The organism is Streptomyces sp. NBC_00178, from assembly GCF_036206005.1.
Taxonomy (GTDB): Bacteria; Actinomycetota; Actinomycetes; order Streptomycetales; family Streptomycetaceae; genus Streptomyces.
Window position 1 is genome coordinate 7,202,330 of sequence record NZ_CP108143.1, and the last position, 15,998, is coordinate 7,218,327.

Annotated in this window: 15 protein-coding genes; 13 read left to right on the forward strand and 2 right to left on the reverse strand. The window is 69.2% G+C overall.

The genetic code is table 11. The annotated features are described in order from the left end of the window. Positions 1-153: 153 nt before the first annotated feature. The 6 genes from OHT61_RS31550 (at position 154) to folE (ending at position 4,957) form a co-directional block, all read left to right on the forward strand. The gene (locus OHT61_RS31550; protein WP_329042901.1) at positions 154-876 is read left to right on the forward strand and encodes a 7-cyano-7-deazaguanine synthase; all 723 of its coding nucleotides are present in this window, start codon (positions 154-156) and stop codon (positions 874-876) included. 1 nt (position 877) lies between these two features. After that, on the forward strand, positions 878-2,140 hold the full coding sequence (gene ectB, locus OHT61_RS31555) for a diaminobutyrate--2-oxoglutarate transaminase (RefSeq protein WP_329042902.1): 1,263 nt from the start codon (positions 878-880) through the stop codon (positions 2,138-2,140). A 27-nt stretch (positions 2,141-2,167) separates the two neighbouring features. After that, positions 2,168-3,169, forward strand: a complete 1,002-nt coding sequence (locus OHT61_RS31560; protein ID WP_329042904.1) for an isopenicillin N synthase family dioxygenase — start codon at positions 2,168-2,170, stop codon at positions 3,167-3,169. Between the two features lie 54 nt (positions 3,170-3,223). Then, entirely contained in the window at positions 3,224-3,586 is a 363-nt protein-coding gene (queD, locus tag OHT61_RS31565) for a 6-carboxytetrahydropterin synthase QueD (protein WP_329042906.1), read from the forward strand. A gap of 107 nt (positions 3,587-3,693) precedes the next feature. Next, complete coding sequence (locus OHT61_RS31570) at positions 3,694-4,371, forward strand: 7-carboxy-7-deazaguanine synthase QueE (RefSeq protein ID WP_329042907.1); 678 nt, start codon at positions 3,694-3,696, stop codon at positions 4,369-4,371. 7 nt (positions 4,372-4,378) lie between these two features. Further along, positions 4,379-4,957 carry a GTP cyclohydrolase I gene (gene folE, locus OHT61_RS31575; RefSeq protein WP_329043448.1) on the forward strand — a complete coding sequence of 193 codons (579 nt, stop codon included), beginning with the start codon at positions 4,379-4,381 and terminating at the stop codon, positions 4,955-4,957. A gap of 67 nt (positions 4,958-5,024) precedes the next feature. On the opposite strand, the gene OHT61_RS31580 is transcribed toward folE, so the two are convergent. Beyond that, on the reverse strand, positions 5,025-5,663 hold the full coding sequence (locus OHT61_RS31580; protein WP_329042908.1) for a helix-turn-helix transcriptional regulator: 639 nt from the start codon (positions 5,661-5,663) through the stop codon (positions 5,025-5,027). Between the two features lie 749 nt (positions 5,664-6,412). On the opposite strand from OHT61_RS31580, the gene OHT61_RS31585 reads away from it, so the two are divergent. From OHT61_RS31585 to OHT61_RS31610, 6 genes are all read left to right on the forward strand, one after another. Further along, the gene (locus tag OHT61_RS31585) at positions 6,413-7,687 is read left to right on the forward strand and encodes an ATP-grasp domain-containing protein (RefSeq protein WP_329042910.1); all 1,275 of its coding nucleotides are present in this window, start codon (positions 6,413-6,415) and stop codon (positions 7,685-7,687) included. Between the two features lies 1 nt (position 7,688). Further along, positions 7,689-8,930, forward strand: coding sequence for an MFS transporter (locus OHT61_RS31590; RefSeq protein WP_329042911.1), 1,242 nt, complete (start codon positions 7,689-7,691; stop codon positions 8,928-8,930). Between the two features lie 451 nt (positions 8,931-9,381). Next, positions 9,382-10,185 carry a S1 family peptidase gene (locus OHT61_RS31595; protein WP_329042913.1) on the forward strand — a complete coding sequence of 268 codons (804 nt, stop codon included), beginning with the start codon at positions 9,382-9,384 and terminating at the stop codon, positions 10,183-10,185. Positions 10,186-10,351: 166 nt separating this feature from the next. Further along, complete coding sequence (locus OHT61_RS31600; protein ID WP_329042914.1) at positions 10,352-10,774, forward strand: GNAT family N-acetyltransferase; 423 nt, start codon at positions 10,352-10,354, stop codon at positions 10,772-10,774. Between the two features lie 371 nt (positions 10,775-11,145). Continuing rightward, the gene (locus OHT61_RS31605) at positions 11,146-11,625 is read left to right on the forward strand and encodes a hypothetical protein (protein ID WP_329042916.1); all 480 of its coding nucleotides are present in this window, start codon (positions 11,146-11,148) and stop codon (positions 11,623-11,625) included. Positions 11,626-12,273: 648 nt separating this feature from the next. Then, positions 12,274-12,957: a peptide deformylase gene (locus tag OHT61_RS31610; protein ID WP_329042917.1), complete on the forward strand. Its 684-nt coding sequence runs from the start codon at positions 12,274-12,276 to the stop codon at positions 12,955-12,957. Between the two features lie 459 nt (positions 12,958-13,416). On the opposite strand, the gene OHT61_RS31615 is transcribed toward OHT61_RS31610, so the two are convergent. Beyond that, complete coding sequence (locus tag OHT61_RS31615) at positions 13,417-14,109, reverse strand: DUF1062 domain-containing protein (protein WP_329042918.1); 693 nt, start codon at positions 14,107-14,109, stop codon at positions 13,417-13,419. Positions 14,110-14,649: 540 nt separating this feature from the next. Between OHT61_RS31615 and OHT61_RS31620 the strand changes: the two genes are divergently transcribed. Continuing rightward, positions 14,650-15,450, forward strand: a complete 801-nt coding sequence (locus OHT61_RS31620) for a maleylpyruvate isomerase family mycothiol-dependent enzyme (RefSeq protein WP_329042920.1) — start codon at positions 14,650-14,652, stop codon at positions 15,448-15,450. The last annotated feature ends 548 nt before the right edge of the window (positions 15,451-15,998 follow it).

Consider the following 15,998-nt stretch of genomic DNA (forward strand, 5'->3'; position numbering starts at 1 on the left):
CATGCCGCGCTGCACGTACGGACGGCAGGAGGACGTCGAGCGCCCGTACCGCCGGACATGGTCGCCGACCCCGTTCCACCTCAGGATGGATCACGGCGCCGACGAGACCGAGGCGCCGGCCCCTTGGGTGAACCGACTGAGCGAGGACGGCGAGTGTCGAAGATCATTGCGGTGGTGTCCGGCGGAATCGACTCCGTCACCATGGCCTATCACCTCCGGGCCCAAGGCCACGAGCTGCACTTGCTGGGGATCGACTACGGCCAGCGCCACCGGCGCGAACTCGCCTGCGCCCGACTCGCGGCCCGGCGTCTCGGCGCCCCGTACGAGGAGGCCGACCTCTCCGGGGCTCGTGGGGTCCTGCGCGGGTCCTCCCTCACCGACATGTCCGTCGAGGTCCCGGTCGAGGGCGGCGGCGCCGTCACGGGGACGGAAGGCGACGGCGTCGCCGTCCCGGGCCGCCCCAACATCGTCCCCAACCGCAATGCCCTGCTGCTCTCGGCGGCATTCGCGCTCGCCGTCGTGGAACGAGCCGAGGCCGTGGCCTTCGGGATCATGGCGGAGGACATCGGCCCCTCGGACACCTCGCTGGAGTTCCTGGACGCCTTCCTGGCCATGGAACGCATCGCGACACGCGGTCACGCGCACCCAGACCTGAACCTCCTCGCGCCCTTGGCCCACCTGCGCAAGCGCGAGGTCATCGCGCTCGGCGACCGGCTGTCCGTGCCGTTCGAGGACACCTGGACGTGCTTCCGCGGCGAGGAGCTCCACTGCGGGCGCTGCGCCTCCTGCACCGAGCGCCGCGGGGCATTCGTCACCGCCGGCGTTCCGGACCCCACCGTCTACGCCGCCGAGGCGGCGGCCGTCGAAGAGGTGTGATGTGAACGTGTTCGAGGAGCTGGAATCCGAGGTCCGCAGCTACAGCCGGGCGTGGCCCGTGGTCTTCGACCAGGCCCGGGGAAGCTGGCTCCACGACGAGGACGGCCGCCGCTATCTGGACTTCTTCACCGGCGCCGGAGCGCTGAACTACGGCCACAACCCGCCCGTCCTGAAGCGCGCGCTGATGGACTATCTCAGCCGGGACGGCGTCGCTCACTCCCTGGACATGTTCACCGTGGCCCGGAGGCACTTCCTGGAAGCGCTGCGGGAAACGGTTCTCGCTCCCCGCGACCTCGACTACCGCGTGGTCTTTCCCGGACCGGGCGGGGCGAACGCGGTCGAGGCCGCGCTGAAGCTCGCCCGTCGAGTCACCGGCCGCACCACCGTGGTCAGCTTCACGAACTCGTTCCACGGCATGACGCTCGGCGCCCTCGCCGTCAGTGGCAACGCGGCCAAGCGCGCCGCCGCCGGAGTCCCGCTCACGCACACGGTCGCGCTGCCGTACGACGGCTACGGGACCGACGCACCCGAGTTGCTGGACCGCATGATCGGCGATCCCGGCAGCGGCCTGGACAAACCCGCCGCCGTGATCGTGGAGACGGTCCAGGGCGAGGGCGGGGTGCGCGCGGCCTCGGACGAGTGGTTGCGCTCCCTCGCCGAGGTCTGCCGCCGGCACGCCGTGCTGCTCGTCGTGGACGACGTGCAGATGGGCTGCGGCCGCACGGGGCCGTTCTTCAGCTTCGAGGACGCCGGGATCGTCCCGGACATGGTGTGCCTGTCGAAGTCCATCGGCGGCTATGGCTTTCCCCTGGCGCTGACGCTGATCCGCCCCGAACTCGACGTCTGGAAGCCCGGCGAACACAACGGCACGTTCCGCGGCGTGGGCCCCGCTTTCGTCACCGGCGCCGCGGCCCTGCGGGCCTACTGGTCGGGCAACGACCTTGAGAAGGCCGTGCGCCGCTCAGGCGAACGCCTCGCATCCGCCCTGGGGGCGATCGCCGACAGCCACAGCGCCGCCCGGCTCACCGTCAGCGGCCGGGGTCTCGCCATGGGGCTCGGCTTCCGGGAAGCCCCCGGGGCCGACGGCGGTGATCTGGCCTCCCGGGTCTCCACAGGGGCGTTCCGCCGGGGACTCCTGGTCGAGACCTCCGGCGCGGACGGCTCCGTCGTCAAACTCCTGCCCCCGCTCACCGTCACCGAGAGCGAGCTGGACCAGGGCATCGACATCCTCGCCTCGGCCGTCGACGCGGTCCTGCATCCCTGAACACGCACCACACGAAAGGAACCTTCCATGGATGACGCCATCCCCACCATCGACCTCGGGGCCTGGCGAAGCGCCTCCCCCCAGGAGCGGCGGAGCACCGCGACGGCACTGGACCGGGTGCTCCGCGAGACGGGCATGTTCCTCCTGGAGGGCCACGGCGTGCCGAGGGCGGCGATGGACGATCTACGCGCGCGGGGAAAGGAGTTCTTCGCCCTGCCTCACGACGCCAAGAAGCCGTACGCCGTCGGCGCGTCGTACGAGAGCGGATGGCTGGAGAGACACCCCGGCGGCGGTGTCGGGGTGCCCCGCGAGGAAGGTGTGGAACCGCCCGCGGCACCCGACCTCCACGAATCCTTCTACGCCGGCCCCGCCCATCGGACGGGCGACGAGGCGGTCGACCGCTACTGCTACCCGTCCAACCGCTGGCCCGACCCGGTCCTCCCCGGGCTGCGCCCGGCCGTCGACACGTACACCGATCACATGCAGCGCGTGGCCCACTCCCTCAACGAACTGTTCGCCCAGGTGCTCGGCCTGCCCGACGACTTCTTCACCCGGCGGGCCACCCGCGCCACCTGGACCCAGAACGTCAGCTGGTACCCGTCGCTCAACACCGTGGGGACGGTGGCGAGCGGGCAGATGCGCAACGGCCCGCACACCGATCTCGGCACCTTCACGATCCTCAGCCGGCAGCAGGGTGTGGGCGGCCTGCAGGCGTGGAACGAAGCCGAGGGCTGGTTCGCGCCCCCCTACGGGCCCGACGCGCTGGTGGTGAACCTCGGGGACCTCATGGAGCGGTGGACCGACGGGCGCTGGCGGGCACTGCGCCACCGGGTACTGGCGCCCAGCCCCAGCGCTCCCGACGAGGAACTGCTGTCCCTCGTGTACTTCTTCGAGTCCGACCCGGACACGCTCGTCGAACCCCTGGCCCCGCCCGTCGGCGGGGGCGCGGGGATGAAACCCGTCCTCGCCCGCCGGTCGGTGCTGGAGAAGCTCGGCGTACACCTGGACGCCACCCAGTTCCCGGCCTGACCCACCCAGACCGACTCAGGTCCGTATCCGCCGTAGAGAGGCTTCAGCCGCGTCATGACCTTGCACATCACCAAGCGATTCGACTTCTCCGCCAGTCACCGGCTCGAGGGCCTGCCGGAGAGCCACCAGTGTGCACGTCTGCACGGACACAACTACGCGGTGGAACTCCAACTGAGCGCCGAGCGTTCCGCGCTGACGAGCACCGGCTTCGTCCGCGACTACGGCGACCTCTCGGTGTTCAAGAAGTGGCTCGACGACACCCTCGACCACCGTCACCTCAACGACGTCTTCGACGAGAACCCGACCGCAGAGAACCTCGCCGTCTGGATGTTCGGGCAGTGGGAGAAGGACTTCCCAGAACTGACGGCGGTCCGCGTCTCGGAGACCCCCAAGACCTGGGCGGAGTACCGGCCCTGACCTCGGCCCGCCCCCAGCACCCATCACAAACGGCTCATGCCCGACACGAAGAGGAGGTGGTGCCCTGTGGAACCGGAACTCGTCGTCAATGAGATCTTCGGCCCCACTTGACCGTCCAGGGAGAGGGACGGTCGCTCGGCCGCAGGTGCGGCTTCCTGCGGCTCGGCGGCTGCAACCTGTCCTGCCGCTGGTGCGACACGCCCTACACCTGGGACTGGCAGGGCACCAGCGACAGCGGCGTTCGCTACGACCCCAGGACCGAACTGCACCGGCGATCGGTCGCGTCGGTCGCCGAGGAACTCCTGGGACTCGGTGTCGACCTCATCGTGATCTCCGGAGGGGAACCCCTGAGCCAGCAGGTGCGCCTGCTGCCCCTGGTCGACATCCTCCTCGACGCCGGCATGGAGGTGGAGTTCGAGACCAACGGGACACGCGTCCCCCACGAGCGGCTGGTGCGGCCCGGCCTACGCTTCAACGTCTCGCCGAAGCTGTCGCACGCCGGCGACCCGGCCGAGCGGCGCATCGTCCCGCAGGCACTGCGACGGTTCGCCGTCACACCGGGGACCACCTTCAAGTTCGTCTGCCGCACCACCGCGGACCTGGACGAGGTGGCCGCGCTCGTGGCCGACCACGGCATCGACTCGGTGTGGATCATGCCCGAGGGGCAGAGCCCCGACGAAATCAACAGACATATGAAGGAAATCGTCTCCTCGGTCATCGACCGGGGATGGAACGTGACCACCCGGCTGCACACGCTGGTCTGGGGACATGAGAGAGGCGTCTGAAGTGACCATGAACACCGTCGTACCGCGGACCGGAGCCGAGGAGAGCGGCGCCGACCCGCTCGTGGACCTGGCGCAACGCCTGCTCAAGGAGATCGGGGAGGACCCCGACCGGGACGGGCTGCGACAGACGCCCGAACGGTTCGCGCGCTGGTGGCGTGAGTTCATCGACTACGATCCCGGAACCATCGACACCCTCTTCGAGACCACGACCACCAGCCAGATGGTGGTGGTCTCGGACATCCGGGTGTGGTCGCTGTGCGAACACCACCTCCTCCCGTTCAACTGCTCGGTCGACATCGCGTACCGGCCCACCCACCGGCTCCTCGGCCTGTCGAAGTTCGCCCGGGTGGCCCACCGCCACGCCCACCGCCTCCAGGTGCAGGAGCGGCTGGTCGCCGACATCGCCCAGGAGGTGGCGGACATCACGGAGACCCAGGACGTCGCGGTGATCGCCAAGGGGGAGCACCTCTGCATGACGATGCGCGGCATCAAGGCCAGCGCCGAGATGACCTCCACCGCGTTCCTCGGAGCGTTCGGCGACGACAGCACCCTGCGCAGCGAACTGTTCGCACTGCTGCGCTCGTGAGGCGGTAGCCGCCGCGGCGGCCTGCGACCACCCCTGTCGGGTGCGCCACGGGCCGCCGCTCCGGCCGTCACATGTAGCCCTCCCGGATGGCGTATGCGACCGCGTGCGCGCGATTGCGCAGGTGCAGGCGGGTCATCGTGTCGTGCAGGACGCCCTTGATGGTGCGCTCGGAGTAACCCAGCTGCTCCGCTATCTCCTTGGTCGCCAGTCCATGCGCCACCAGTTCCAGCACGTTCAGTTCGCGGCCGGTGGGGCGGCCGGTCGCCACCGTGCTCAGAGCCGTGCCCTGCGCCCGGCGCTCGAGGTGGGTGAGGAGCCGACGGAGCAGATCCCCCGGCATGTTCCCCTCGTTGCGGGCCGTGGCCTGAATGGCTTTCACCAGTCCGGCGGGCGTGGCCTGATGGCGCCAGACGACCGCTGAGATACCTGCCTCGACAACTATGTTCAAGCGGTTCTCATCGAGCTCGTCGACCACCAGCACCACGCGTTTCGCGTGGTCCGAGGTCACCTTGCGCAATCTGGTGACCGATGGGGCGTCCAGCCGGTCGTCCAGCACCAAGGCCACGCCGCGCGCGGGGCCGTCGGCAGCACGATTCCTGTCCAGGAGCAGGGATATCCCGCGTTGATGGCCTATGTGGGCCATCACACCCGCACGGGTGAGGAGGTCTCCGCCGTACAGCACGACGGGGATGGGAGATGACGACATGTGTGCCTCGAGATCGATCGGCTCCCGATGCTCAGTGTGAACGGACACATCGGTGCGCAGGGTGGGGTGAGACCGAGACATTTTCGTCCTTTGCTGGCAAGCATGCGGTGAAGCCCCCGTACTGACCGGAGATCGTAATTCCTGGAAGCCCTTCCACCGGAGAGTGAGACCTCGCCGCCACGCCATGTTGGCGCGAAATACGTGTGTGTGGCCGAAAGTAGCTGACGCTGCTTGCGTGCGATGGGGGAGTGCGTATTACTGCTTGAACCTGTGTAGTGAAGAACATGTGAAGGCGTCAGGTGTCAAGGAGTCGCACATCTTGCGAGCTTCGGGCGTACCAGGCATCAAATCCACGGCTGGTGCGCAAACGGGTGCAGTGAGCACGAGCAGTGCGACTCAGCTGACTGCTGGGCAGACAGCGTTGTCATGGCCGTCTCTTGCTCGTTCACCGTCGCAATCAAGACAGCTCGCGATGACACACTCGCCGGATCCGTGACCGCAGTGCAGTTACGTGACTGCGGGTATGGCCCTGCGGCAACGTGACCGCGGACTCGGACCCGCGGAAGAGGCGATCCAGTCCCAGCGTCGTACCGACCGGGCGGGCCATCTGCACCTTCGGCCGTCCAGCCGCCCGTCGGAACGGTCTGGACGTACATGTCCCCGCCGCCCGACCGGCCTGAACAATGACGGACAGCACGCCCCCGGCCCGCGGTACCCCCGGCAGGCCACACCTCAAGGAGAGACGGCACATGACCACCAGCCCACCCGCGGTAATCCTTGTGGATCCGGTGCGGCAGCACGGGAAGCCCTTCAAGACCGCTGTCCGTGAACTCGGTTACTCCGTCGTCTCCCTGTACACCAACGAATTCCTCGCCTCCCCGGACGGCCACGCCGACGGCGACGACCTGTCCTTCTACTCCGCTGACCCGCTGGAGGCCGAGCGACTCATCACCGCCTCGGGCGTCGACGCACGGGCGGTGGTTCCCTGCCTGGAACCCGCGGTGCACCTGACCGACGTGCTGGCTCACCGGCTCGGTCTGCCCGGCAACGACCACACCCTCGCCCGCGCGCGACGGGACAAGTCGGTGATGCGGGCACACGCCGCCGACGCCGGTGTCCGGATCCCGGAGTTCCGACTCGTCCACTCGGCCGACGACATAGCGGCGGCGGCCCGCGAGGTGGGATTCCCGGTCATCGTCAAACCCACGATGGGCGCCGGCTCCCAGGGTGTGTGTGTCTACTCCACCGCCGCCGACCTGGAGGGGCGGGAGCCACCGGCCGCCCACGACATCTACCACGAGCCCGTACGCGCCTGGCTCGTCGAACGCTACGTGCGAGGACGGGAGTTCGCAGTCAACTTCTTCAGTGCGGACGGTGAGCACCGGTTCGTCGACATGTGGGAGTACCGTCGTCCGGACGACTCAGACTACGACTTCCCCCTCTGGGACATCGTCCAGGCCGGACCCGACCACGCCGACCGCGCACGCGTGGAGGAGTACACCCGCAGCGTCCTGGACGCGTTCGGCATCCGGCGGGGCCCCAGCCACACGGAGGTCAAGTGCACCCCCGACGGCGTCTATCTGATCGAGGTAGGAGCCCGGCTCTCGGGCGGCCCGGCCGTCGACCTGTGGACCGCCCACGGCGGGCTGCGCCCCTTCCACGACACGATCGCCTGCTACCTCGGGCAGCGGCCGGCCCTGTTCGACCGGCCGGCCGGCTTCCCGGTCCGCCTCGGCTCGGTCGTCGTGCACAACGAGCAAGGCCCGGGCACCCTCGTCGCAGTTCACGGAGCCGAGCAGGCCGCCGCCCTCCCCGGGGTGGACAACGTCGAACTCGGCTATGCGCCCGGCGAGTACGTCCCGGCGACCAACGACAACGTCAGTATTCCCTTCAGCGCCACCGTCCACGGAGCCGACCCCGAAGCCGTCCTCGCCACCCTGGCCGCCATCAGGTCCCTGGTGCGGGTGGAGACGCGGCCGGACCTGCCCCAGCACGTCACCGACGTGACCACGGCAGCCCACTGACATGCCGGACCCGCAGTCTCCCGAGCAGCCGGCGACCGGAGACGCCCCTCCACGGCCCACCGACGGGCCCCTCGCCGCCTACCGGGACGTACTGGCCGTACCCGGCGCCAAGAGGCTGGCCACGGCCAGCCTCGTGGCCAAGTGGCCCATCAGCATGTTCCCCGTCAGCGTGCTCCTGCTCGTCCCGCCCCGCTACTCCTACGGCCAGGCCGGCGCCGTAGTCGCCGCCGTGCTCCTCGCCAACGCGATCAGCAGCCCGATCCGCGGTCGGCAGGCTGCGCGACACGGAGCACACCGGGTACTGCGGATCTGTCTGGCCGGCTACGTGACCGGCATCGCCGGGATCGGCGCCCTGGCCGCCTTCACCGCCCCGCTCCCGTTCGTCCTGGCCGCAGCGCTGCTGATGGGCTCGTTCTTTCCACCGGCAGGCATCCTTCTGCGGTCCCACTGGACCGTGGTGGACCGTGAGCGAGGACGGGCCTCGGCCAACGCCCTGGAATCAGCCCTGATGGATCTGTCGCTGATCACCGGTCCCGTACTGGCCGGCTGGCTCAGTACCTCCTTCGCGCCCGTGCTGCCTCTCGCGCTGAACGCCGTACTGATGACGCTCGCGGTCGTCCTGCTCACCAAGCTGCCAGACTGGGCGGCGGCGCCACCCGGTCCTGCCGAGGGACGGCACCGAAGTGTCCTGAACGCTCCGCTGTATCGCTTGTTCGGTGCTCAGTTCCTGTTCTGTGCAGCTCTGGCCGCCACCGAGGTGTCGTTGCCCGTCTACGCCCAGCAGCAGCACGCGGCCTCCGCCAGCGGCTGGTTCCTGGCCGGGCTCTCGGCCGGCAGCATCATCGGCACGCTGGCCCTCGGCAGGCTGCGCAGCGCCCGGGCCACCCGCCTCCCGACCCTGCTCGTACTGCTGGCCGCAGGGACGAGCGGGATCGGGGCGGCCATGTTGTTGGGCCCGTTCGCGGTGGCTCTCGTCTGCATCCCGGCGGGCCTCGCCATCGGTTCGGTCTTCGCGAGCTACTTCACCGTCCTCGGTTCGGTGACGCCCCCTGGCACGGACCATGAGGTCCAGGGCTGGGCCAACAGCATGAACACGGTCGGCTTCGCGACGGGATCCTTCGGAGGGGCTGCACTGGCAGAGGCGTTCGGCGCCTCCGCCCTCCTGCTCTCCGCCCCGGCCGCGGCCGTCGCGGCGTCGGCTCTCGCGGCCCGGTCGAGCAGGACCGGGCGAACCGACTCGTAGAACGGTCGCCGCGGTTGATCGGCGGGTGCCTGGTGCACCGGCCCATCAACCGCGCCTGCTGCGCGTCATACGACGAGTCGCGGCCTCGCCCCGTTGTCACCTCGTGCGCCGTTCCGTGCGGTGTCGCCCGGACGACCCAAGGCGGTGGTCGACGATCCGGAAGGCCGATCCGGAAGGCAGACGGCAGACCATGGTCTGCCGCCGACCGACTTTCTGATGATTCCGCAGGCGATCGCCGTGCCTAACGTCGAGGACACCCGGAAGCGGAAACGCCCGCCCGGCCGTCAAGCCGCCCTCGACCGGCGGCACCTGCACCGCCTGCCGCCCCCGGGTGGCACGCCCTGAGGGGGCGTCGGGACCCGGACGGCCGACGGAGCCCAGACCGGCCCCGTCGGGCGAGGAAGCGGGTCGGTGGGTTTCCGGGACACACACGACAAGAGGAGGACTCTCGATGCAGCAACAGCTCAAGCACGTCAAGCGGGCCGCTGTCCTTGGTGCGATCTCGATCGCCGCGCTCGGCTCGATGCCTGCTGGTGCCGTCGCCCAGACCAAGGGGCCCAGCCCCAGCGCCTCCATCATCGGTGGCACCCGTGCGGCCGAGGGAGAATTCCCCTTCATGGTGCGGCTGGACCCCGTGGGCTGCGGAGGCTCGCTCTACGCCGACGATCTTGTGCTCACCGCCGCCCACTGCGTGAAGGCGAGCGGACCCGACACCTCACTCACCATCACCGCCGGCTCCGTCGACCTGAAGAGCACCGCGGCCGTCAAGGTGAAGTCCGCCGCCGTGTACAAGGCTGCAGGGGTGCCCGCAGACTGGGCGCTCATCAAACTGGCCAAGCCCATCAACCTGCCGACCCTCAAGATCGCGGAGACGACGAAGTACAACCACGGCGACTTCACCATCTCCGGCTGGGGATCGACGTCGTTCGGAGGCGACCAGCAGCGGTACCTGCGCAAAGCCACCGTCCCCTTCCTCGACGACGCGGGGTGCGCGGCATCGTCGTGGGGCGACGAGGGCGACTTCTACCCCGGCAAGCAGATCTGTGCCGGTGGCGGCAGCGCCGGCGGTGTCGACATCTGCAACGGCGACTCAGGTGGCCCCCTGTTCCGCAAGAACGACGTGACGGACCGGTGGATCCAGATCGGAATCAATTCGGAGAGCGCCTGCGGACACCCCGGCGATCCCGGCCTCTACGTCAAGGTCAGCACCTATGCGGCGAAGATCAAGAAGGAGGCCGCCCGTCTGCACGGCTGAGTCGGAGGCCGCCCGGACCGTCGGCAGCGCACCACGGGGAGCGGACCGGAACGACGACCACCGGACCAGGACGGAGGCGGCGCCTCCCGTGCCCATCGGCTGACAAGGCTCCTTGGACGCAGGGGATCGCGAGGTGCCGCACCTGGCCCGGACCTACGATCGAGGAATGACGATCGAGTACGAGTGGCGGGGCGACGTCGACAACGCTGACCTCGACGCGCTGCACGCCGACGGCTTCGGCCACCCCGTCACTCGGACCGACTGGCGGGAACGGCTTGAGCGCCACAGCCTCGGCTGGGTCTGTGCGCGGGAAGACGGCCTGCTGATCGGCTTCGTCAACGTGATCTCGGACGGCGGAGTCCACGCCTTCGTCCTGGACACCGTGGTCGCCCGGCACCGCAGGCGGAGCGGCATCGGCGGGGCGCTGATCGCAGCTGCTGCTCATGAAGCCCGTGCCGCGGCGTGCGAGTGGTTGCACGTCGACTTCGAGGAACACCACAGTTCGTTCTACGTCGATGTCTGTGGCTTCGAGCGGACGGCGGCCGGACTGATCGCCCTGCAGCAGGGTGGACCAGGATCAAGGGGCTGAATTGCGCTGCGGCATGGGCGCTGTCAGCAAGCCCTCGCCGAGCCCTTCACCCGCTCCTGTACGTCAGTTGGGCGGGACCGCACCCTGGAAGCGAATCGGCCCCCCGGTGGTGAAATCGGCTGTCGACGAGCCGGGAGGCAGCAGCGCACCCGTCGGAACAGCACCCGCGCACGACCCGCCGATCCACTATTGAACGTGTTCAGTTGTGGGTAGGGTGGCGGTCGAGGGCCCGCAGCCTGTTTGTGGTGCGGCTTGTGTGAACCGGGGCAGGGGGCGAGATGGCACATGTGTGGGGCAGACGTGCGGCCGACCGGGTGGGGGCAGCACCTTCGTCCATCTCGATGGCTGTGCTTTGCGTGGTCCTTCCCGCGATGGCGGTGGCAGTGGCGTGGGCCGCCCGGCTCGTCGGTGCCCCGGAGGGTGTGCTGCTGCTGATTCTGTTCACGCTGGTGGTCGGGCCGCCGGTGCTGTTGGCTGTGAGCGCGCTTCTGACAGCCGTATACGTGCTGCCGACTGTGGCTCTGGGGCACCGGCTCGGGCGGCTCTCGGGGCACGGGAGAAGGTGGTGGTGGGTGGTGGCCGGCACGGCGCTCCCGCCTTTGCCCGTGATCGGCCTGCCCGTGGCGGCCCTGATGTTGCGAAACGGAACCCACGAGTGGCGGCAACTCGCCATGGCCGGGTCGCTGACTGCGGGTGCGCTGTGGGCCGCGTCGGTGCCGGCTTGCCTTGCCGTCCACATGGCCGTGCTGCGTGAGGACGAAGGCCGTCCGGTCCGTCCGGTCGGTGACATCCTCATCTGGGGGACCCTCGGGTTGTCCGTCGAACTCATGGCGTTGCCGGCGTTCCACTGAGCTGTCGCGGACGAGCCGCGATGGGCCGGCGTGCACCCCGGCGGTCGCACGTCCCATCTGAACCCGGCCGCTGCGTGGGCTCACGGAGACGAGGTGCACGGGACGCCCCAGCGGCGTGAGAACCTTGCTCCGGGGTCGGATGGATGTCGCCCCATGAAACCGCTGTCCAGTGAGCGGTTCGAGCGCAGGTTGGACAGCCCTTCGATCAGCTCACGAGGGTCGGCATCGTCGCACGACTACGACGACCGGGAACGGCGCCGGTGCCGACGGCTGAGCCGGGACGACGATGGCCGGGGGACGCCAGCAGACGGCACGAACGACGCCGGCACGAACGACGCCGGCACGAACGACGCGCAGGCTGGTTGCCAGGCGACCGCCCGGCGCATCGTTGCCCTGCGCGGATGCATGAGCCTTCGGCGGCATCATGCGGGCCCCTGGTCGAACTCGACGACGGCGGGTCGTTTCTCCAGTCCCTCGTTCGTCGTCTGTGACTCGTTGGTACGGGCTGCGAGTTGCTCGGCTTCGAGATCCGGCGCAGATGCTGTCCGGGCTGCGCTCAACGGCCGTAGCGAGGCAGTCCGCTCGTCGCGGACGGTCGCCGACTCGGCAGGTCCATAACCGAATCCGGTCTTTTGAGATGCTGTAGCGATGGAAACCAGGATGCTTGTCGATCTTGTTGAGGAACTTCTCTCCGGCCCCCGCCCCCTGCCTGTCGTCCGTACCGGGAATCCGGTCTTGCGGCAGCCGGCCATGTCCTACGAAGGACAGCTCGGTGCGGAGCTGCTGGCTCGCCTCGTCGAGGCGATGAAGGAGTCCATGCGTGCCGCGCCCGGAGTGGGTCTGGCGGCACCGCAGATCGGGGTCCCGCTGCGGCTCGCCGTGATCGAGGATCCGGTGGAGCTGCCGCCCGAGCTGCGCGGAACACGTCCGGAAATGCCCGCGGAAGTACGCCACATCCGTGGCCGAGTGCCTCTTCCCTTCCGGGTGCTGGTGAACCCGCTGTACGAACCCGTCGGCGAGCGCCGTGCCGCGTTCTTCGAAGGATGTCTGAGCGTCCCCGGTCTGCAGGCCGTCGTTGCACGGCCCGAGCGCGTGCGCCTGCGCGGGGAGGACGAGACCGGACGGAGCTTCGACGAGGAGTTCACAGGCTGGCCCGCACGAATCGTTCAGCACGAGACGGACCACCTTGATGGCACGCTCTATCTCGACCGCGCTGAACTGCGTTCCCTGGCAACGCACGAAGCGGTAGCCGAGCACTGGCAGCAACCTACTCCTGCAGACGCCGCTCTGGCCCTGGGTTTCCCGCTGCCCGAGCTGAGGCTCGAGCGGTGAGGCCGACTGGTCGGCGGGGGCTGCCGGCTTCCGGGAGTGCGGGATCGGCCGGCGCAACTCTCGAAGCTGCGGGCTGAGATACCGTCCGCCCCGTCACCAGACGGCTGTGCCGGTCGACAGGGCAGCCTGCCCTGTCGACCGCCGAGACGGGACCCACGTCGATGCTCCGTGCCCAGCCCTTCGCGAGCGGGGCGGTGCGCTGGAGCAGATACGCCGGTGCGTCGGCGGGCAGTGGTATGCACGACTGGGGGCGCGGCCCGCGTTCTGGCGCATGAGACAGGCTCAACCCGGCGCGTTGCAAAGTGACACGAGGCTGCGAGCCTTGAGCTACTGTTGCCGTCCCGGTCCTGGGGGAGTCTCGATCGGGTCGCTATGACTGGTGCCGAACAGCGCAGGGCCTCCTGGCAGCTTGAAGGTTGTCCAGCCAACGTCCCGTCCAGAAGGCCCTGCTGCCCGCTCCTACGCTCCCGCCGCCGATCGCCGCACGTGCTGCGGCGTGTCGAGCAGCCCGACGCGTGTCAGGTCGGTGCGCCCGTCGGTCGGAGTGCCGAGGAGCTTCGAGTGCTTCGCCGCATCGAGGGAACCGAGATCGTGGATGGTGAGCTCGAAGTCACGATGAGCCTTGGCGTCCAGGGCCAGCGGCAGGTGGATACGCCCGTCCCCGACCATGCGTCGTACCCCACTCCGGCTGAGACCGAGCCCGAGCATGAGCAGTCGTTCGACCCGGACCGGCGCAGGCAGCTCGAAGCTGACCAGGACCTTGAACGGTGCCGGGTCGTCGAGAGCGTAGAGGGGCGTGCGGGTCTCCACCTCCCACGTGCCGGTCCAGTCGAGGCGGTAGCCGTTCCTCGCGGCCAGCGACGCACTCATCGTCAGCTCCCGGACCACGGCTGGGTCATTGTTCTCGTAGGCCACCAGGCGAGCGGGCTCCAGCGACGAGACGTGGACGCGCTCGTGGACGGGCACCTTCGAGGTCCGGTCGCACCCTGCACAACTCAGGAGTAGCCAGACGTCGAGGAGTTTGCCGCTCGCGTTGACACGGATCCTGCCCGAGGGCCGGTGCCGGCTGCCGGAGCAGTCCGGGCAGGAGCGTATGACGGTGGGCAGCGCGGACTCACGCACGGCCCACAGGGCCTTGCGGTCAGTATTCATGGATGTGGTTGCTTTCAGGACTGACCAGGAGCCCTCGCAGGCGAGGCTGCGGCTCCTGGGACATGACGGATGCACACGAGGGCGCGAGTCATCGCCTCGGGGCCGAGTCGTCAGGCTCCGGGGTCGACCGCGCGACAGGTTGGCTTTGCTTCGTGGCAGCCGTTACAGGTCCATGCGGGGGATCATGATCGAGGCCCCGGCCCGCGAGCAACTCGTTTTCCGCGCCGCCGGCCGAGAGGCCGTGGCAGCGCCCCGACCTCGTTGAAGGCAAAGCCTGAATAGCTTGGCCTGCCACGAACGTGCTTGCGGTGCCTTGGGGTTGGCTCAGAGATGAGTGGCTGTTCTCTTTGTTCCGATGCCGAGGGGGTGTCCGAACGGGATCCCCGATCGAGCTGCTTCGACCGACGACCGATGCCGTGCCTGAGACCAGGGCACCGTGCCGTCCGAGGGTGCGCGGCCCGAGTCCCGAGTCCCGCGCCCGCCGCGCCGGTTGTGAAAATCCGCATGCGGTCGCACGGGGCGCAGTGATAGACATCCGGCGTGGAAAAGAACCTTGAGTTCCCTGACCTGCTGCGACTCATCGACGAACGGTCGACCGCATTCCGCGCCGCGGTCGTTGCCGCGCCCAGCCTCGATGTGCAGGTGCCGAGCTGCCCCGGGTGGACGCTGTTCGATCTGGTGAAGCACCTGGGTGGGGGAGACCGCTTCTGGGGCGCCATCGTCGGCGCGGGTCCTGCCGACGCTCCCCCGGCCGAGGCCGCTGCTGCGCGCGCCGCCCTGGAAGTGCCGCGGGAGCGTGAGGCACTGTCGGCCTGGCTGGCCGCGTCGACGGAGCTTCTGCTGAGCGCGCTGCGCGAGGCGGGACCGGAGAACGGTTGCTGGACGTGGTGGCCTGCGTCGCAGTCACCGCAGACGTCCGGTGGTGTTGCCCGGCACCGGGTCCAGGAGACCGCGGTGCACACGTACGACGCCCAGCTCGCCGGGGGCGCCCCGCAGCCGCTGCCGGTCGCGTTGGCACTCGACGGTGTGGAGGAGTTCCTGTTCACCGTCTGCGCAACGCCGAGTGCCTGGCCGCACAAGCCCACGGCCTTCGACTTCCACACCTCCGAGGGCCGCTCCTGGCGCCTCGCGGTCGACGCCGACGGCGCACGCGTCACCCGTATCCCTGCGCCGACGGCCGCGACCGGTGAGAGCTCGGATGCGGCCGGCGCCTCCGTCCATGGCACAGCCAGTGAGCTGGTCCTCTACTTGTACGACCGCATCCAGGCCGACTCCTTGCACGTTGACGGAGACGCGGGGCTGCTCGACCTGCTTCGCGTATGGGAGCCGGAGGAGAAGTAGGATTTGGCGGGGGCCCGGTCGGCAGCTGTTCGCATTCTTCGCCGCGATGGCCGGGACCGAGCGGGAGTGCATCCGGGCTTCCACCGTCGAAGTCTCGATCCCGCCCGCAAGGGAAAACACGCCGGGGCCGGCGCCCGGTCATCGCCGACGCCATGCCCCGTACCGTCACCGGCCCTGGACGGCGGGCGAGTCCGTCGAGGAGATCCAGCCCGGCCAGCGGTCGGCGACGCTCGCGCCCGCTAACTCCTGGGAATCGACTCCTGCTTGATATCGCGCCGCAGTACCGGGTGGCGATACCGCTGGAAAAGATGAAGGGCCGTCAGCGGACTGCAGTCGTTCAGTGCCAGATTCCGCAGGTGGGTGCTGACTGCTTCGATCTCGTCGTCGTGCGCGTTCACGATGATGTACTGCCCAGAGAGCCATCGCTCCCGCGATGGTGCCCGCAGGACGAGCGGCTTCGCGGTCACCCCGGGGAGCCACACGTTGTTCTGCCTTCGCATCGTCCAGCCCGGCTTCGGATCCGGCAATCCAGGGGCGGAGGCCAGCGG